Origin of the sequence: Xanthomonas sp. LF02-5, from assembly GCF_034105325.1 — a bacterium.
GTDB lineage: Bacteria > Pseudomonadota > Gammaproteobacteria > Xanthomonadales > Xanthomonadaceae > Xanthomonas_A > Xanthomonas_A sontii.
Genome location: NZ_JAXGGF010000002.1, coordinates 639,052 through 656,525, shown reverse-complemented (window position 1 = coordinate 656,525; position 17,474 = coordinate 639,052). Strand labels below are relative to the sequence as shown.

The window sequence follows — 17,474 nt, the reverse complement described above, 5'->3', positions numbered from 1 at the left end:
CATCGGTGCTGCATGCGTCGGTGTCAGTCCATGGCGGTCCCTCGCTGGGCACTGGAAGCACGAACGATCAGTTGCGGAGCGATCGCATTGGCCGCTGCCGCCGACGCCGCCGGAGCGGCATGCGGCTCCAGCGCACCGAGCAGCAGTTGCATGGCGCGGGCGCCGAAGCCGGCGATGTCCACGCGCATGGTCGTCAGGGCCGGATGCACGTAGCGTGCCATCGGCACGTCGTCGAAGCCGGCCAGGGCGATGTCCTCGGGCACGCGCAGCCCCGCATGGGTGAAGGCGAACAGGCAGCCCAGCGCCATCATGTCGTTGGCGGCGAACACCACGTCCGGGCGCTGGCCCTGCAGCAGGGCTTCGCCGGCGCGGTAGCCGGAGGCCTCGTCGAAGGCGCCGGGCAACACCAGCGGCGCCACCTGCGGGCAGCGCTCGCGCAGTTCGTCGCGGTAGCCGCGCAGGCGCTCGCGCGCGTCGAAGTTGTCGTCCGGCCCGGCGATGAAGGCGATGCGGCGATGGCCCACGTCCAGCAGGTGGCGGGTCATGGCGCGTGCGCCGCCGTAGTTGTCGACGTTGAGCACCTGCGCCTCGCCGATGCGCTCGGCGCAGTTCATCAGCACCGCCGGCAGCGTGCCGGGCAGCATGTCGGCCGGGTCCTCGGCATCGCTGGCCAGGGACGGCGACATGATCAGCAAGCCGTCCACGCGCCCGGGCATGCGCCGCACCGCCAGCCGCTGCTGTTCCGGTTCGCCGTGGTAACTGGACACCAGCAGGTGCAGGCCGCGCTCGCGCGCCACCGTGTCGATGCCGCGGATCAGTTCGGAGAAGAACTCGCCGTGCAGGTCCGGCAGCACCACGCCGATGGTGTGGGTGCGGCGGCTGCTCAGGCTGCGCGCGGCGTGGTGCGGCACGTAGTGCAGGGTGCGCGCGGCTTCCAGCACGCGCGCGCGCACCGACTCGGCCACGTGCTGGTGCCCGTTCATGGTGCGCGACACGGTGGCCACCGAGACGTTGGCCAGGCGCGCCACGTCCTTGATGGTGATGTTGGCGCGCGCATCCGGCGCCGGGACGGGGGGCGGGCTCACCAGCGTGCCTCCAGGGTCCGAAACGGCTTGGACAGGGTCACGCCGCCGGCGTCGTAGTGGTCGATCCGGCGGCCGTCCACGCGCACCTGCGCCGGCCGCGTGCGCGTCGGCCAGACCACGCGCACGGCGGTGCCAGCGCGCAGGCCGCTGTCGAGTTCGACCCGCAGCCGCCCGTCGCGCTGGCGCGCACGCAGGCCGAGCGTGCCGTAGGCGGTGGGCAGGCGCTGCACGGCCAGGCCATCGTCGGCGAGCCAGGCTGGCGGCACGCCGGGCAGCAGCACCAGCGCATCGTCGCCCTCGTGCATGAGCATGCCGAATAGGGCGCGCGCGTACTCGGCGCCGATCCAGGTATGCGGCATGTCGCCCAGGTAGCGCGGGAAGCGCAGCCGCGACTGCACCACCTCGGCCAGCACCTGCCATTCGAACGGGCGGCGGTCGCGCAGCAGATCCTGCAGCAGTTCGTCGGCCACCTGCGGCTGGTCCAGATGCACGTAGGTCAGCACGTTGCGCATCTCGTACGGGGTGTAGGCCCACAGCGCATTGGGTTGCTTGCGCTGGCGCACGTCTTCCAGATAGCGCGCGAAAGTGGTGCGCAGCGCCGCCTCCGGCAGCAGGTCCTGCTGGCCGGTGGGATCCAGCGCGATCGAGACGCTGGTCGGATCGCCGTCGCCCAGGTCGGCCGCAGCGGGAATGTAGTCCGCGCCCTTCCACGCCATGGTGGCGCGGATGGAAGCGGCCAGCGAGTTGCGCAGCGCCGCGTACTGTTCGCGCGCCCAGGCGGCGGTGGCGGCATCGCCCAGCGAGTCGGCCAGCCAGGCGCCGTCGTGCCAGCCCTTCAGCGCCCAGTAGTCGTCCCAGTAGCTGTGGGTGGGGCTGGAATAGCCTTCGTGGCTGATCGACGGGGCGAGGATGCCGCGGAAGCGTTCCGGCGCCGGCTGCTCGGCCATGTAGCCCGGCACCAGGGTGCGCTCGCGCAGTTCCTGCAGGAACTGCATCGCCAGCTTCACCTTCGGCAGGTAGGCGCGCACGCTTTCCGGGCCGCCGTCCAGCCGCGCGACGTCGGCGACCAGGGTGATGTACTCGCCCTGGCTGTCGTACTCCAGGTCCGAGCCGAAGCCATCGTTGACGCTGCCGTCGTCGTTGAGGATCGGCGAGACCAGCCCGTTCGGGTGCACCGCGTGGTCGCTGTACCACTGCAGGTAGTCGCGCGCGACCTGCGCCTGGCCCATCCGCAGCAGGATCGCCGAGGTGGCCATGCCGTCGCGGATGAAGGAACGGTTGTAGTTGCGCGGCCCCGGCTGCATCGCCGGGCCGGTCTGGTTGATCAGCATGTACGCGGCCTGCGCGCGCAGCATGTCCACCAGGCTGGCGTCGGGCAGGCGCAGGCCGACGTTGCCCAGGCGCTGCTGCCAGTCCGCGGAGACCTGCTCGGCCAGCGCGTCGAAGCTGCGGCCCGCGTCGCCACGGCCGGCGGCGAGCAGGGCGTCGCGGTCCAGCGGCGGCGCCGGCGGCAGGCGGCCCTGGGCGTCGGCGCTGGCGGTGCCCAGCGGGAACGCCAGCACCACATCCTGTTGCGCGCCCGGCGCCAGGCGCACCGTGTAGTTCAGCATCGCCGCGGCCAGGCCGTCGGCGTCGCGGGCCTGGCGCTGCGCCGGCAGCGTGCCGGCGACGACGTGGCGGGTGATCTCGGTGGCGCCGTTCGCGCCGAACGCCTCGGCGCCGCCGCCGCTGGGCGCGCTCAGCGAGGTCAGCAGCGCACGGCCGTTGACCCGCACGACGTCGCCGTCGACGGCGACGTCGTGGATCGGCGACAGGCCGCCGTTCTGCCACGGCGGATTCATCTGCATCGGCCGCACCAGCAGCGACAGGGTGCCGCTGACCGGGGTGGTGCCGGTGTTGCGCAGGCGATGGCGCAGCAGCGTCACCGGCTGGCCGTCGCGTTCGATCGTGAAGGTCTCGCTGCGCAGTTCCAGCCCCGGCTGCGGCGACCAGCGCACCGACGGCATCGGCTTCCAGCCGTCGCGCAAGGCGTGGGTCAGCGCATGGCCGTCGGCGCCGGCGGCGGTGCCGGAGGCGTCGCGCCACAGCGGCTGTACCAGCGGCGCGCCCTTCCACGCCTCCAGGTTGCCGTACTCGTCGAAGATCGATTTCTGCCGGCCGGCGTGGATGCCGACCGCGGTCCAATAGGTCTGCTGCATGTGCAGCGAGGCCGGGAACAGCGCGCGGGTGGTGCCGCGCTGCGCGGCGACCTGGTAGCGCTTCATCGGCGTCATCACCGCCTTCGGCCCCAGCAGGCGCAGGCGCGCCAGGGTCGGCGCGACGCCACCGGGCGCGGCGTCGACGCGCAGGCGCAGCGCGCGCACCGGCAGCGGCGCGGTGCCGGCCAGGTAGGCGCTGTCGCTGTCGCCGGCCTGCGGGTCGTCGGCCAGCGTGCGCCAGCGGCCCGCGGCGTCCTGCGCCTGCAGCTGCGCCGCGCCATGCGCACCGGCGAACTCGACGATCAGGCCGGCGCTGTCGAACGCACGCGGGAAGGCGATATCCAGTTGCCGCGCCTGCGCGCCGGTGCCCGGCATCGCCACCGCGGCACCGCCCTGCCACAGCGCCGCGGCGTCGGCCGCGGACACGCCACGCAACTGCACGGCGCCGGCACCCAGCGGCTCCATCTCGTAGATCGACACGCCCCAGTCGGCGCTGCGCGCGGGCGCAGCCAGGCGCAGGTAGCGGGCCAGATGCGGCGCGAAGAACACGGTCTCGGTGCCGCCCAGCGAATCGGCCATCGTGTACACCGTGTCCCAGCGCTGGCCATCGCGCGAGGTCTGCAGCAGGAAGCCTTCCGGATTGGAGGTGTCCCATTGCAGGCGCACGCCGCCGACCTGCGCGGCGCGGCTCAGGTCGATCTGGAACCAGTGGCCGGGACTGAAGGCGCCGGCGGTGCGGGTGCTGGCGTCGCCGTCGATCAGATAGCTGATCGCCTGCGCCTTGACCTGCTTGGAGGAACTGGACGCCTGCCATTGCGCACGCGGCGGCAGGCGGCCGTCCTGCGCCTGCACCGGGGCCGTCATCGCAAGTCCGTACAGGACTGCGGACAACACCCAGGCGCAGCGGCGCGCGCCACCGTGACCGAGCACTCGGATGATCTCTGACGAATATCGCACTGGGTCCCCCGGCCAGCACCGCCTCAATCGAGGTGGGCGGACGTTAGCAGCAACTGCAAGCGGTTACATGATGCGTTGCAACATGTGCAATCCCCTGGCACGTCTGGTCATACGCCGACATGCCTGTCCCGACGGTCCCACGCCGGGTCATGAAATGTCCTGCTGCGACAAGCCCAGCCCCCTGGATGCCTGCCAGTGCTCCCCGCGCCACACCCCCGCCCGGCTTGCCGGAATCGCCCGCGCCCAGCAAGATGCGGGACGTTTTGGGGAACGAGCCCGCATCGTATGTCGTCCTGCCCGACCCGGGTCATCTCCTCGCGCGCGCTGTGCATCCTGCTGTTGGCGATGCTCGCCCTGGCCGTGGGCGGATGCAAGCGCGCGCCCGCCGAACTGCCCGGCGCCAGCGCCGAGCCGGCCGCCGCGGTGCGCACGCTGGCGCACGCGCTGCAACGCAACGACCTGCTCGGTTACGCCCGCGCCGCGGTGCCGCCGGCCCAGTACCAGCGCCTGCAACAGGCCTGGAGCGAGGACCGCAGCCGCTGGCCGCTGACCGAGCTGCCGCTGGCCGAACGCCTGCCCGAGGTGCTCGACACCCTCGCCGCGCCGGACGCCGAGCGCCAGCTGCAGCGCGCCTTCGACGCGCAGTTCGGCGGCCAGGCGGCGAGCCTGAAGCAGGCGGCGCACTCGCTGGGTCTGTTCGGCGTGCAGTTCCTGCGCAACCAGGGCCACTACACGCCCGAACAGCGCGGCCACTACGTGCAACTGGTGCAGGCGCTGAGCGCCTGGGCCGCGCGCGCACCGTTGTCCGAGCGCAAACGCGCCCAGGCGGCGCTCGCGCGGCTGTGCGCGGGCGCGCGCCGCACCGGCGTGCGCAACGATGCCGACCTGCGCACCCTGGGCATGGACGAGAGCCTGCGCCGGCTGGGCCCGTTCCTGGCCGACCTCAAGGCCGTGCTGGCCGACTACGGTCTGGACCTGGATGCCAGCGCCGGCGCGCTGCGCACCGGCCTGGTCAACCAGCAGGGCGACCAGGCGGTGGTGCGCATCCAGTACCCGCTGGACGGCGAACAGATCGACACCACCGCGGTGCTGGTGCGCCGCGACGGGCACTGGTACCTGCGCGACACCCTCAGCGAGGTGGATGCGCTGCTGGCGGCCAGCGCCGGCACCGCCGCCGCGGCCGCGGCACCCGCCGCCGACCCCGTCCCGCCGGCTAAGCGATAATGGCCCCGATGCCAGAACAGAATCCCCTCCCGTTCCCCGACGACGCCGCGGCCGCACGCGCGGCCGACACGGCACGTGCGCCCGCCGACGCCTCCCCGGCCGACCCCGGCGCGTCTCTTTCCTCGACCGCCGCTCCCTCCACCCTGCCGGTGGCCGCGACCGCCGCGCGCCAGGCCAAGGGGCCGCTGTGGGCGCGCCTGCTCGGCCGCCTGGCCGATCCCTGGCTGGGCCTGAAGATCGAACCGGCCGAGCCGGGCCAGTACAACGACGGCCGCCCGGTGGTGTACGTGCTGGAGGACTACGGCCTGTCCAACGCGCTGATCCTGGACAAGGCCTGCCGCGAATCCGGCCTGCCCTCGCCGCTGGTGCCGCTGCCCGGCGACCCGCTGGGGCGCAAGCGCGCCTACCTGGCGCTGTCCCGGCGCAGCAGCAACCACGCGCTGCTGCCGGAGCAGCGCGGCGCCAAGACCCACTCCGATTCGCTGGCCAAGCTGCTGCAGGCGCACCGCGAGCGCCCGGACCTGGACATCCACCTGGTGCCGGTGTCGATCTTCGTCGGCCGCGCACCGGACAAGCAGAGCGGCTGGTTCGCCGTGCTGTTCTCGGAAAACTGGGCGCTGGTGGGCAGCTTCCGGCGCCTGCTCGGCGTGCTGCTCAACGGCCGCAGCACCATCGTGCGCTTCGCCCCACCGGTGTCGATGCGGCAGACGGTGGAGGAAGGGCTGCCGCCCGAGCGCACCGTGCGCAAGCTGCAGCGCGTGCTGCGCACCCACTTCCGGCGCATCCGCGAGGCGGTGATCGGCCCCGACCTGTCGACCCGGCGCCTGCTGGTGGACCAGGTGCTGGCCGCCGAGCCGGTGCGCGAGGCCATCGCCGCGCAGGCCAAGCGCGACAACAGCAAACCGGTGGACGCCTGGCGCAAGGCGCACGCCTACGCCTGGGAAATCGCCGCCGACTATTCCAGCCCGGTGGTGCGCTCGGCCAGCTTCCTGCTGACCCACGTGTGGAACCGCATCTACGCGGGCGTGCTGGTCCACCACCTGGACAAGCTCAAGGACGCCGCGCCCGGGCACGAAGTGATCTACGTGCCCAGCCACCGCAGCCACATGGACTACCTGCTGCTGTCCTACCTGCTGTACGAACGCGGCATCGTGCCGCCGCACATCGTGGCCGGCATCAACCTCAACCTGCCGGTGGTCGGCACCCTGCTGCGCAAGGGCGGCGCGTTCTTCATCCGCCGCTCGATCAAGGGCAACGCGCTGTACTCGGCGGTGCTCAGCGAGTACGTGGCGCAACTGGTGGCCGGTGGCTACTCGATCGAGTACTTCGTCGAGGGCGGGCGCTCGCGCACCGGCCGCCTGCTGCAGCCCAAGGGCGGCATGATCGCGATGACCCTGCGCGCGTTCCTGCGCCAGCCGCGCAAGCCGGTGCTGTTCCAGCCGATCTACGTCGGCTACGAGAAGCTGATGGAAGGCAACAGCTACCTCGACGAACTCAGCGGCCGGCCCAAGGAGAAGGAATCGATCTGGGCGCTGCTGTGGGGCATCCCCAAGGTGCTCAAGCAGAACTACGGCCAGGTGGTGGTGAACTTCGGCGAGCCGATTCCGCTGAGCCAGGTGCTGGCGCAGCGCGCGCCGGAATGGGACGGCCAGCCGCTGGGCGAGGACGAGAAACCGGCCTGGTTGAACGGCACCGTCGATGCGCTGGCGCAGCAGATCCAGGTGCACATCAACGCCGCCGCCGACGTCAACCCGGTCAACCTGCTGGCGCTGGCGCTGTTGTCCACGCCCAAGCACGCCATGGGCGAGGCCGACCTGATCGCGCAGATCGAACTGTGCAAGAAGCTGCTGGCGGAACTGCCGTACTCGGACCGGGTCACGGTGACCCCGCATTCGCCCGAGCGCATCATCGCCCACGCCGAAGAGATCAACGTGCTCACCCGCACGCCGCATCCGCTCGGCGACGTGCTTAGCGTCAACGGCGACAACGCGGTGCTGCTGAGCTACTTCCGCAACAACGTGCTGCACCTGTTCACCGCCTCCTCGTGGGTGGCGTGCTGTTTCCAGAACAACCGCCGCATGAGCCGCGCCGGCCTGCTGCGGCTGGGCCGCACCGTGTACCCGTTCCTGCAGGCGGAGCTGTTCCTGCCGTGGAGCGAGGACCAGTTCGCCGAGCGCATCGAACGCACCATCGAGGTGTTCGTGCGCGAAGGCCTGCTGCTGCAGCTCGCCGAGGACGACGGCAGCGTGCTGGCGCGCAACACCGGCCAGACCGACGAGGTGTTCCGCCTGCGCGCGATCGGCCACTCGCTGCAACAGGCGTTCGAGCGCTATTACATCGCCATCTCGGTCCTGGTGAAGAACGGCCCGGGCAAGCTCGGCGCCGGCGAATTGGAGAGCCTGTGCCAGCAGGCCGCGCAACGTCTGAGCCTGCTGTACGCACCGGCGGCGCCGGAGTTCTTCGACAAGACCCTGTTCCGCGGCTTCATCCAGAAACTGCGCGAACTGAAGCTGGTGTGGCCGGACGAGAACAGCAAGCTGGTGTTCGACGAACGGCTGGATGCGTGGGCGAAGGACGCGAAGTTCATCCTTGGCCGCGAGTTGCGCCACACCATCGAGCGGGTCAGCCCGGAAGCGGCCAAGGTGGAGGAGCCGCCGGTTCCGCAGGATTGAGGCGACAGTCGCAGCACTTGCCGTCGTGATGCGGTGAGATCCTGGCGCGTGGCGACGCGCCAAACAGAAGGGCGCCCTGGTATCACTGCGGCGCGGCGGTTGACGTCGCGGCACAGTGACTTCCGACACGCGACCGTGGGCCTGTGCGGCCCGAGCATGCTCCAAACTCCCTGCTGCGGGTTCCGGCGATGCGCACAGCTCCTCTTTTCGCTCTGTTGCTGCTTGCCGCCTCCAGCGGGCCCGCGTGGGCCGACCAAGGCGACGACGCTGGCAAGCACGACCACCGGCCGCAGGTGTCCTCGCGCCAGTGCGGCCTGAGCACGCCGTTCAACGTGCTCGCCGACACTGGCGGCATCTGGCTGACCCGCAGCGATGGCGACGGGCCGCGCGAGATCTTCTTCCATGCGGGCGAATTGAGCGTGGATCGCCAGGTGCAGCAGATCGGCGACGCCGATGCGCAGCGACTGCTGGAGATGGAACACGAAACCCGCGCGCTGATGCCGCAGGTGGCCGATCTTTCGCACGAGGTGGTCGATCTCAGCTACGACGTGCTGGGTTCCGTTGTGGAGATGCTGACCGGCAGTGCCGGCAACGCGCGCAAGATCGAACGGCTGCGCACGCACGCCAATGCCTATGTCGACGGCACCCTCGGCAAGGGGCGCTGGGACCAGGAGGCGTTCGACGACCGGTTCGAGGACTATGTCGAGACGCAGGCGGAAAGCTTCGTGGGCAGCATCACCCGTCACGTGCTCTGGCAGGTCGTGACGGGCCGCGCGGAGGCCATCGGCGAACGCGCCGACCGCATGGACGCCGCCCTCGAGGCGCGGCTGGATGCGCGCAGCAAGGGGATCGAAACCAAGGCGCAGGCGCTGTGTGCGCGGGTGGCGCGGCTGGACCAGCTGCAGCAGGCGCTGGAGTACCGCTATCGCGGCCAGCCTCTGCGCCTGCTCGCCGCCAACCAGGACGGAGCAAGCGGGCAGAGCACCACCACGCTCGTCAGCACCGACGATACGCCGCGCAGCAATGCGATCGCGGTGCCGTCGGTTCCGCAGGACTGAGTCTGACGCCGCTGCGCGTGGCGCGACCCGCAGTGGAATCCCGGGGCGTGGCGACGCGCCGGACACCCTGACGCGGCGACCACGGCGCGGCTCAGGCCTCGAACAGGTCCCCGGTGCGCGGTCCGGCATCCGCCGCATCCGGCGGATAGACCAGTTGCCCCTGCGCGTCGCTGCGCGCAGCCGGGTTGAGCGTGGCCGGCTCCTGGCGGCCGACATCGATCAGGTGCACCACCGGATGGCCATGGTGCAGCAGGTGGTCGCAGACGATCTGGCGGTGGCACTGCCGCCAGTAGGCCTCGGCGCACATGACCGCGCACGCGCCGTCCTCGCCGAAGGCCTGCAACTCGGCCAGCGCCTCGGCGAATTCGGCGCCCAGCGCGTAGTCGGCGTAGTGGTGGAAGCTGACGCTGCGCCAGTGACCGTTGCGCCGCGGATCGACGCCCGGCTGCCTGCCGCGGCGTCCGCCCAGGGCGCGGAAGTGCCGGTAGGCGATCCCCGCGGCGGCCAGCGCCGGTGCCAGCGCGCTGCCGTCGAACTGCGGGAACCGCCGCGAATACGGAAAGGCGCGCACGTCGGCGAGCCGGGTGACGCCGGCGCCCTGCAGGATCTGCAGGAAGGTCTCCAGGCTGCGCGTGGAATGGCCGACGCTGAAGAAGGTCGCCGCGCTCACGCCGGTTCGTCGGGGATCAGCAGATGTTCCAGGCGCAGGATGCAGTCCTTCAGTTGCAGCTTGCGCTTCTTCAGCCGCTTGGCTTCCAGCTCGTCGTCCAGATTGGCCGGGATGCGCTGCAACTGTTCGTCGAGCGCGCGGTGCTCCCGACGCAGGGCGTCGATGCGCAGGGAGATCTCGGCGGGCGTCAGGGTGTCCACGAGGTTCGAGCATACACAGGCCACCGGTCCGCCGTCACCGTGCAACGCGCCGCTATGCCGGGCGCAGGCCAGCCTGCACAATGCGCGCGGGCGCCGCGGCGGAGGCGGCGCCCTCCCACCCTCGTGCCACCCGCGGCAGGATCGCCGCGCCGAAAGGAGTCAGCCATGCGTTCGTTCCGTTCCCCGTTCGTTCTCGCCCTCGCCCTGGCGGCGGCCCTGCCGCAGCTGGCCGCGGCGGCCGATGCCAAGTTCTCCGGCTTCCTGTGCTGCAACATGCGCAGCGACGGCAGCTGGATCAGCGACAGCAACTACGCCGAAGACGGCAAGCGGGTGATCCCGGCCGGCACGCCGGTGCAGGTGACCGGCTACGGCCGCTACCGGGTCAATGTGCTGATCGACGGCAAGAAGCAGTCGATCGGCAACGACTACAGCCGCGACCTGGGCAACGAGGCCTTCGCCCAGCGCTACGTGGTCGCGCAGGATCCCACGGCGAAGCTGGCGGCCTACCCGCCGAAGATCCGCGAGGCGATCGCCGCCAACCGCGTGACCAAGGGCATGACCCGCGAGCAGGTGCTGATGGCGCTGGGCTATCCGATCACCAGCGAGAACCCGAGCCTGGACGCGCCGCTGTGGCGCTACTGGCTCGACAGCTTCAACGAGTTCCAGGTGTCCTTCGACGGCGCCGGTAAGGTCGAGAAGGTCACCGCCGATCCGAAGACCCAGAACCTGGTCTGGCAACCGTAAGCCCAGTGTGCCCTGGCGCCGCGCTCCCGACGCGATGGGAGGCGGCGCGAGCGGCGCGCCGTGACCGCGGCCTGCCGCGACCATGGCCCACCGAGACGGCAGTACCGCACGCGCACTGCCACCCTGCTGCGCTCAGCGGCTCAGCACCTGCGGCGGATCGCTCCGCGTCGGGCCCTGTTGCGTGGCCTGCAGCGCCTGTTCCTGCTCCTGCGCCTGGCGCTGCGCCTGGCCCTGCTGCGCGCCCAGTTGCTGCAGCTGCTGGTAGGTCTCCTGCGCCGGCCGCGCGATCGCCTCGCTGGTGGGCATGTGCGCGCGGTTGGCGTAGGGATCGGGCGAAACGTCGCCGCCATTGCGGTACACGAACGCCAGTTCGCCGCCCTGGTGCGCGGCGGTGGGCCGGTTGAAGCCCACCGCCAGCTGGTCGCGCTCGCTGAAGCCGTTCTGCCTGGCCAACAGGGTCAGGCTGGCGGTCATGCGCTCGCTGTTGTCGTCCCAGCCCTTGCCGATCGCCTGTTCGGCCTGGGCCACGCCGCTGCGGACCCGCTCGTGCAGGGCGCGGTCGGCGGCACCCGGCGCGGCGGCCGGCTCGCTGGCGCGCGGCGCGGGCGGCTGCGCCTGCGGCTCGGGCTGCTGTGCCGGCGCGGGCGCGGGCGCCGGTGCGGGGCCATCGCGGAATCCCGCCGGCAGCACATCGCGCGGCACCTGCGCGGCATCGATGCCGACCGCCTTCAGGTCGGCATGCACCGCCGGCGGCGTGCGCTCGGGGTGCTGCGCCTGCGCCCGGTCCTCGGCATCGGCGATCTGCGCCAGCGCGCGCTCGCCATAGTTCTGCGGATAGCCGCGCGCGTCGTAGAACAGCTTGCCCATCGCCTCCACGTTGCGCGGATTGTCGGCGTCGATCTTCAGGTCCTTGCCGAAGCTCAACCCGTCCTTGGCGGTGTAGGTGGCCTTGCTGCCCACGCCCTGCTTGTCGATGTAGCTGGCCATCTCGCTGCTGGCGTTGTACAGGTCCTTGAGCGTGGCCTTGGGATTGGTGCGGGTGACATAGTCGGCCAGCGTGTTGACCCCGGCGATCTCGTCCTTGGCCTCACGGGTGCGTTGCTCCTGCCCGTAGGCCTGGAGCGTGGCGGTGTAGTCGTGCGGCGAGGGCGAGGCGGCGATGCCGTCGACCTTGGCCGCGAACGCGGCATCGCTGCGGTCGATGGCGGCCTTGTTGATGGCATGGCCGATCTCGTGGCCCAGCACGATGCGGGCGGTGTTGGCCGAATCGTCGCGCGGTGCGTTCATCTTCGCCGTGGCCAGCACGTCCATCGGCAACTCGATCTGTCCGGTGCGCGGGCTGTACGACCCGGTACCCGCCTCGGGGCTGGGCGCGAAGCCGGACAGCTGCTGTTGCCCGATCGCCTGCTCCACGCGCGTGCGCAGTTCCGGCGTGTTGTCCAGCATCTGCCGCAGCGCCTGGCCTTCCTTCGGATGCGCCTGCGCGAAGGTGTCCACCATGCCCTTCAGGCGTTCGTCGTCGTGTGCCATCTCCGCTCTCCTTACGCGTCGACCAGGATCTGCAGCATCTCCACGCACGCCTGCGCGTCGTGCTCGCCGGCGTCCTTGCCGACGAAGGCGTACACGGCGACAGCGCCGCGTTCGAAATGCCAGCGGCCGGCGCTGCCCTGGCGCGGCGGCGCAATCCAGCGCGGCACGAAGCCGGCAGCGACCAGTGCCTGGCGATACCCGGCCAACGATTGCGTGCACTGCGACGGCGCCGCGCCCGGCGCGGGGGTGAAACGCAGATCCAACCGCGACGGCGGCGCAGCGTCGGCATCGGCGACCGATTCCAGCGTGTAGCCGCCACCGCCGGCGAGCGTGCCAGATGCGCTGAACGCATGCCCGCCCTCATCCTCGACCTGCAGCCCGGTCTGCGCCGCGACCTGGGCGGCGACCAGATCCTGCCTGCCGCCGATCGCCAGGATCAACCGTACTACGCCTTGTGCCAGGTGCTCTGGCGTCATCTCCGACATGGTCCGCTCCGTGTGTGCAGGGGTGATCGAGGGGGAAGAAGATTGCGCACCGGCACAGGCGGCCAGCAGCGCGGTGGCCAGCAGCAGGGCCGCGCGCGGCGCCAGGCGCGTGCCGGCGACGTGCCGCGACCCGCGGCGATTGCGATACAGCATCCGCTCCATGAAACGCCTCTCCGTCAAACGCCTACCGCGCGCGCAGCCGGGCGCGGTCAGGCATGAGCATGCGATTGTAGCCAGCGCGTCGACGTCTCGCAGCCTGCCGCTAGGCCGAGGCGTCAGCAATCCCAGTCGGCGCGGCGCTGCCAGACAAAGCCGGGCAGGTCGATGCGCTTGCGCGGCGTGCCGTCCCAGTCCACGGTGAAGCCCGCCGCACGCAACGCCGCGGCGACCTGCTGGCCGACCGCCAGGTCTGCGTCCTCCCGTCCTTCAAGATCGCCGAAGGCCAGCATCAGCCCGCCGCCGTCGATCGCGCGCTCCATGTCCTGGCCGTGATAGAAGCAGTAACCGTGGTAGCGCCGGTCCGGCGTGTCGGCCACCGCCTGGTTCACTTCGACGTGACCGTCGGACATGGTGTAGCCGGCATTGGCCAGCGCACAGATGCCGGCGTCGTGCAGCCGCTCGAACAGCGCATCGAGCCGGTCGCAATCGGTCTGCGCCGGCCAGGTCTGTTCCGCTTGCTGCTTGGCCTGCCACTGGCTGGCGACCGAGGCGCGCAACATGGCCTCGTCGCAGTCGTCTTCGAGGATGTCCTCGAGCATCTCCTGGATCTCGTCCTGGGAGTAGAACCCGGACCAGACCCATTTGCGGATCTCGTCGTACACGTAGGCGTCGGATTCGTTCATGGTCGCTCCTGCGGTCTTCGGCGCATGCCGCGCGCACTGTAGCAGGGCCATCCCGCGGCGTTGCTGACGATCGGATCAATACGCGCGGCCGCACCGGCCAGGCCGGCGCGACCGCACGCTTTCGTGCAGCGAACGAAGGCCGATCGACCTACTTGACCTCCACCGCGCCGAGATCGCACACCGCAGTATTGCGAGGATTGCCGCGCTGGTCGATGGCGGCGCAGCGGCTGCCTGCATTCAACGCCGGGCTGTTGGCCGCGGGCAGCTGCGTGAGCGTCGGTCCGCCGTTGTTGGCCGGGGCCGACAGCAACGGATCGGCCGCTTTCACGGTGCCCGCGGCCAGGCAGGCATTCGGCCACACCGCGCCCTTGGCCGAGTATTCGATCAGGTTGTTGCCGGTGTTGCTCTGGTTGTTGCAGAACACGCGCTCGGTCTTGGAGTACAGGATGCTGTTGCGGAGGTCGAACTTGTCGCCGAACAGCGTCACCCACGGCGTGTTTTCGGCGAAGGTGACGTTGTTGAAGCGCACGCTGGGGCTGCCCTGGTCGCCGTTGGCCGGCTGCCAGCCGACGTGCTGGATGGCCGCGCCCACGCCTTTCGCGTAGTTGCCGTAGAAAGTGCTGTTGCTGACGTCGCAGGCGCCGTAGCAATCCAGGTACAGCGCACCGGCGTTGCCCTGTTCGGCCTTGTTGGACAGGAAGCTGGTCTCGGCGACGTTGATGGTGCCCGGCGTGGTGATGGCGGTGCCGGCATGCGAGGTGTCGGTGAAGCCCATGCTGATGCGCGCGCCGCCGCCCGGACCGCCGGTGGCGACGTTGTTGGCGAAGGTGGAGTACTTCACGTCGATGGTGTCCGGCGCGTACGCCCACAACGTGGCGCCGCCGGAGCCATTGGCGGCAACGTTGTTGCGGACCACGGTGCCGCACACCGCCAGCGTGCCGCCACTGCCGACGCCGCCCTTGAGATAGCCGGCCAGCGATGCGCCGTCGGTGTCGATCGCCCCGCCACCGCCGAAGTTGCCGGCATCGGGGAAGCCCTGCGGCGCATTGATCGCCTGGTTGTTGGCGAATTCCGAGCCGACGATGGTCAGCCGGCTGAGCTGGGTGTACAGCGCGCCGCCGAGCCAGGAACTGTTCTTGTAGAAGCCGCTGCGGACGATGGTCACCTCGGCGTCGCTGCCGGCGAAGATGGCGCCGCCGCCGATGCTGCTGCGGTTGGCCAGGAACTGGCTGTTGATGACTTCCAGCTTGCCGCGGTAGCCGACCTTGATCGCGCCGCCGCCCCAGGTGCCCGGGTCGTAGGCCTGATTCGATGCCGGCTGCACGGAGCTGCCGTTCTGCAGTTTCAGGTTGCGCACTGACAGCGCGCTGCCGGCATTGACCAGCAGGATCCGGGCGGACTGGCGGCCGTCCAGGGTGATCCTGCCCTGGCCGTCGATCACCGTGGGCGTCGTCGCCGCGATGACGATCGAACGGGCGACGGCGATGCTGGTCGGCTTGCTGCCGCAGTTGAAGGTGATGTAGCCGCCTTGCGCCGCAGCGGTGGCCAGCGCACTGGCGGTGCAACTGGCCTGCGTGCCGTTGCCGACCACGGTGGTCGTGGTCGGCAACGCCCAGGCCTGCGGCACGCTGCATTGCGGCGCGGCGGGGACGGCGGCGATCGCCGTGGCGGCGGTCATGAGGGCAAGGACACCCAGCGCGCGTGCGCTGGTGGTGAGGGAGAGCGTCGTGGTCATGATCATGCTCGATAGGGTTGCGGGGGAACAAAACGACGCGCGACAGTCATCCAACTGTCATCCACGTCGCTGACACCTTGAGTGCAACCGGCGGCCTGGGCCGACCGGCGGCACAGGGTGCTTGAGCGCGTGTCGATCGGCCAGAACGCAGGTAGCAGATCGCGCGATTGCGTGCGCCGCGCATGCGACAGGGTGTCGATGCGCAGCATGCGGCACGCTTTGGGTGCGTCGCAGGACACATTCCTGCATCGCGTCCAGCCGCTGCGAATGCGCGCGAGTCGCCTGGCCCGCGCTACAGCGTGTCCAGACCTTCGCGCAACTGCTGCGCCTGTGCGCGCAAGGCCTGCAGTTGCGTGGCCGGCAACTTGCCCAACTGGCGGTAGACCATGTCCAGGCGACGATTGCGCCCCAGCGTGTCCTGGTGCCGTGCGAAGAAGTCCCAGTACAGCGCGTTGTAGGGACAGGCACGCGCGCCGGTCTTCTGCTTGCGATCGTAGCGGCAGCCCTGGCAGTAGTCGCTCATGCGGTCGATGTAGGCCGCGCTGCTGACGTAGGGCTTGGTCGCGAGCAGGCCGCCGTCGGCGAACTGGCTCATGCCCACGGTGTTGGGCAGTTCGACCCATTCGAACGCGTCGATGTAGACGCCCAGGTACCAGCGATGCACCGCCGCCGGATCCAGGCCGGCGAGCAGGGCGAAGTTGCCGATCACCATCAGCCGCTGGATATGGTGCGCGTACGCATCCTGCAGCGATTGGCCGATGGCGTGCTGCAGGCAGCGCATGTGCGTGTCGCCGGTCCAGAACCAGGCCGGCAGCGGCGTGTCGTGGCCGAGCGCATTGCGCGCTTCATAGCCAGGCATGTGTGCCCAGTAGATGCCGCGCACGTACTCGCGCCAGCCCAGGATCTGCCGCACGAAACCTTCCACCGCCGCCAGCGGCGCGGCGCCGGCGCCATAGGCCGCCAGCGCGCGCTGCACCACGTCCTGCGGCCGCAGCATCTTGGTGTTGAGGGCGAAGGAAAGCTGCGAATGGAACAGGCGCGGACTGCGCGTGCTCATCGCATCCTCGTAGCGGCCGAAATGCGGCAGGGCGTCGACGATGAACCGATCGAGGCAGGCCAGGGCCTCGGCCCGGTTCAGCGGCCAGCGCACCGCCTCTGCCTGCGGTTGGCCGAAGCTGGCGACGCCGGCGGCCTGGATGCTGGCCCACAGCGCGCGGTGATCGTGGCTCGGGCGCGTATCCGGGGGTGGCGGCGGCTCGCCATGCCAGGGCTGGCGATTGTCGTGGTCGTAGTTCCACTGCCCGCCCTCGGGTGTGCCGTCCGCCGCCAGCAGGATGCGGTGGCGCTTGCGCATGTGCCGGTAGAAATGCTCCATCAGCCACTGCCCACGTCCGCGGAAAAAGTCCGCCACTTCGTTGCGACGCGTGTAGAAGTGCGCGCTGTCCACCGCCTCGGTGGCGAAGGCCTGCATCGCCCCCCACTGCCGCAGCTGCTGGTCCAGACGCCATTCGTCCGGATCCTGATACTGCAGGCGCTGCGCACCGTAGTGCGCCATCAGCGCCTCGAGATTGGGGGGGATGGACTGGCGATTGCTGGCGTCATCGATCGCCACGTAGCGCACGCGGTGGCCCGTCGCCCGCAGCTGGCGGGCGAAATCGCGCATCGCGGCGAACACCGCCAGGATCTTCTGCGCATGGTGCAGGACGTAGTCGGTCTCCTGCCGCACTTCCATCAACACATACACCACGCCGGGATCGCGCACGTCGAACCAGGCGTGCTCGGGATCGAGCTGGTCGCCGAGCACCAGGCGCAGGGTGTGGGCGGTGGTGGGCAGCGGACTCATGCGGGGCGGCACGCCCGCGTACATGCGGTGCGCCAGCGCACGGCCCGGCGGCTCACGGCGCCTCCGGCGCGCGCACGCGCTTGCGTTCGCCACGGCAGCGGTCGGAACAATACTTCACCTCGTCCCAGACCTTCTCCCACTTCTTGCGCCAGCGGAACGGCCTGCCGCAGTGCAGGCAGGGCTTTTCCGGCAGATCCTGTTTCTTGCGCATGCCCATCCACAGCTCGCCCA

At 70.5% G+C, this 17,474-nt stretch carries 15 protein-coding genes; 4 read left to right on the top strand and 11 right to left on the bottom strand.

The features are described from left to right. Window positions 1–23: 23 nt before the first annotated feature. Both SLW52_RS08955 and SLW52_RS08950 read right to left on the bottom strand, forming a co-directional pair. Window positions 24–1,085 carry a LacI family DNA-binding transcriptional regulator gene (locus SLW52_RS08955; protein ID WP_267084832.1) on the bottom strand — a complete coding sequence of 354 codons (1,062 nt, stop codon included), beginning with the start codon at window positions 1,083–1,085 and terminating at the stop codon, window positions 24–26. Next, window positions 1,082–4,147 carry a discoidin domain-containing protein gene (locus SLW52_RS08950; RefSeq protein ID WP_267121613.1) on the bottom strand — a complete coding sequence of 1,022 codons (3,066 nt, stop codon included), beginning with the start codon at window positions 4,145–4,147 and terminating at the stop codon, window positions 1,082–1,084. Before SLW52_RS08950 ends, SLW52_RS08955 begins: the two co-directional genes overlap by 4 nt. Window positions 4,148–4,525: 378 nt before the next feature. Here SLW52_RS08950 and SLW52_RS08945 point away from each other — a divergent pair, with 378 nt between their 5' ends. The 3 genes from SLW52_RS08945 (at window position 4,526) to SLW52_RS08935 (ending at window position 9,194) form a co-directional block, all read left to right on the top strand. Next, window positions 4,526–5,464: a hypothetical protein gene (locus tag SLW52_RS08945; protein ID WP_267121614.1), complete on the top strand. Its 939-nt coding sequence runs from the start codon at window positions 4,526–4,528 to the stop codon at window positions 5,462–5,464. Continuing rightward, window positions 5,464–8,136 carry a glycerol-3-phosphate 1-O-acyltransferase PlsB gene (gene plsB, locus SLW52_RS08940; RefSeq protein WP_267084835.1) on the top strand — a complete coding sequence of 891 codons (2,673 nt, stop codon included), beginning with the start codon at window positions 5,464–5,466 and terminating at the stop codon, window positions 8,134–8,136. Before SLW52_RS08945 ends, plsB begins: the two co-directional genes overlap by 1 nt. A gap of 215 nt (window positions 8,137–8,351) precedes the next feature. Continuing rightward, entirely contained in the window at window positions 8,352–9,194 is an 843-nt protein-coding gene (locus SLW52_RS08935) for a YggN family protein (RefSeq protein WP_267084836.1), read from the top strand. A gap of 91 nt (window positions 9,195–9,285) precedes the next feature. Here SLW52_RS08935 and SLW52_RS08930 read toward each other — a convergent pair whose 3' ends face one another. Together SLW52_RS08930 and SLW52_RS08925 are read right to left on the bottom strand one after the other, a co-directional pair. Then, a complete protein-coding gene (locus SLW52_RS08930; protein WP_267121615.1) occupies window positions 9,286–9,864 on the bottom strand; it encodes a DUF488 domain-containing protein in 579 nt (192 codons plus the stop codon). Beyond that, window positions 9,861–10,064 (bottom strand): DUF465 domain-containing protein, encoded by a 204-nt coding sequence (locus SLW52_RS08925; protein WP_017908896.1) that lies wholly within the window; start codon window positions 10,062–10,064, stop codon window positions 9,861–9,863. Before SLW52_RS08925 ends, SLW52_RS08930 begins: the two co-directional genes overlap by 4 nt. A 165-nt stretch (window positions 10,065–10,229) precedes the next feature. Between SLW52_RS08925 and bamE the strand changes: the two genes are divergently transcribed. Continuing rightward, window positions 10,230–10,808, top strand: coding sequence for an outer membrane protein assembly factor BamE (gene bamE, locus SLW52_RS08920; RefSeq protein ID WP_017912129.1), 579 nt, complete (start codon window positions 10,230–10,232; stop codon window positions 10,806–10,808). Between the two features lie 132 nt (window positions 10,809–10,940). Here bamE and SLW52_RS08915 read toward each other — a convergent pair whose 3' ends face one another. From SLW52_RS08915 to SLW52_RS08885, 7 genes are all read right to left on the bottom strand, one after another. Beyond that, window positions 10,941–12,338, bottom strand: a complete 1,398-nt coding sequence (locus tag SLW52_RS08915; protein WP_267084838.1) for an XVIPCD domain-containing protein — start codon at window positions 12,336–12,338, stop codon at window positions 10,941–10,943. Between the two features lie 11 nt (window positions 12,339–12,349). Further along, complete coding sequence (locus SLW52_RS08910; RefSeq protein ID WP_320740039.1) at window positions 12,350–12,985, bottom strand: hypothetical protein; 636 nt, start codon at window positions 12,983–12,985, stop codon at window positions 12,350–12,352. Window positions 12,986–13,098: 113 nt separating this feature from the next. Continuing rightward, complete coding sequence (locus SLW52_RS08905) at window positions 13,099–13,665, bottom strand: hypothetical protein (RefSeq protein WP_267116992.1); 567 nt, start codon at window positions 13,663–13,665, stop codon at window positions 13,099–13,101. Between the two features lie 148 nt (window positions 13,666–13,813). Next, window positions 13,814–15,406 (bottom strand): choice-of-anchor Q domain-containing protein, encoded by a 1,593-nt coding sequence (locus tag SLW52_RS08900; RefSeq protein WP_320740038.1) that lies wholly within the window; start codon window positions 15,404–15,406, stop codon window positions 13,814–13,816. Further along, complete coding sequence (locus tag SLW52_RS08895; protein ID WP_320740036.1) at window positions 15,403–15,609, bottom strand: hypothetical protein; 207 nt, start codon at window positions 15,607–15,609, stop codon at window positions 15,403–15,405. Before SLW52_RS08895 ends, SLW52_RS08900 begins: the two co-directional genes overlap by 4 nt. An 83-nt stretch (window positions 15,610–15,692) precedes the next feature. Beyond that, window positions 15,693–17,243, bottom strand: a complete 1,551-nt coding sequence (locus tag SLW52_RS08890; RefSeq protein ID WP_320740035.1) for a cryptochrome/photolyase family protein — start codon at window positions 17,241–17,243, stop codon at window positions 15,693–15,695. Between the two features lie 52 nt (window positions 17,244–17,295). After that, window positions 17,296–17,460: a DUF2256 domain-containing protein gene (locus SLW52_RS08885; RefSeq protein ID WP_081616418.1), complete on the bottom strand. Its 165-nt coding sequence runs from the start codon at window positions 17,458–17,460 to the stop codon at window positions 17,296–17,298. Window positions 17,461–17,474 lie beyond the last annotated feature (14 nt).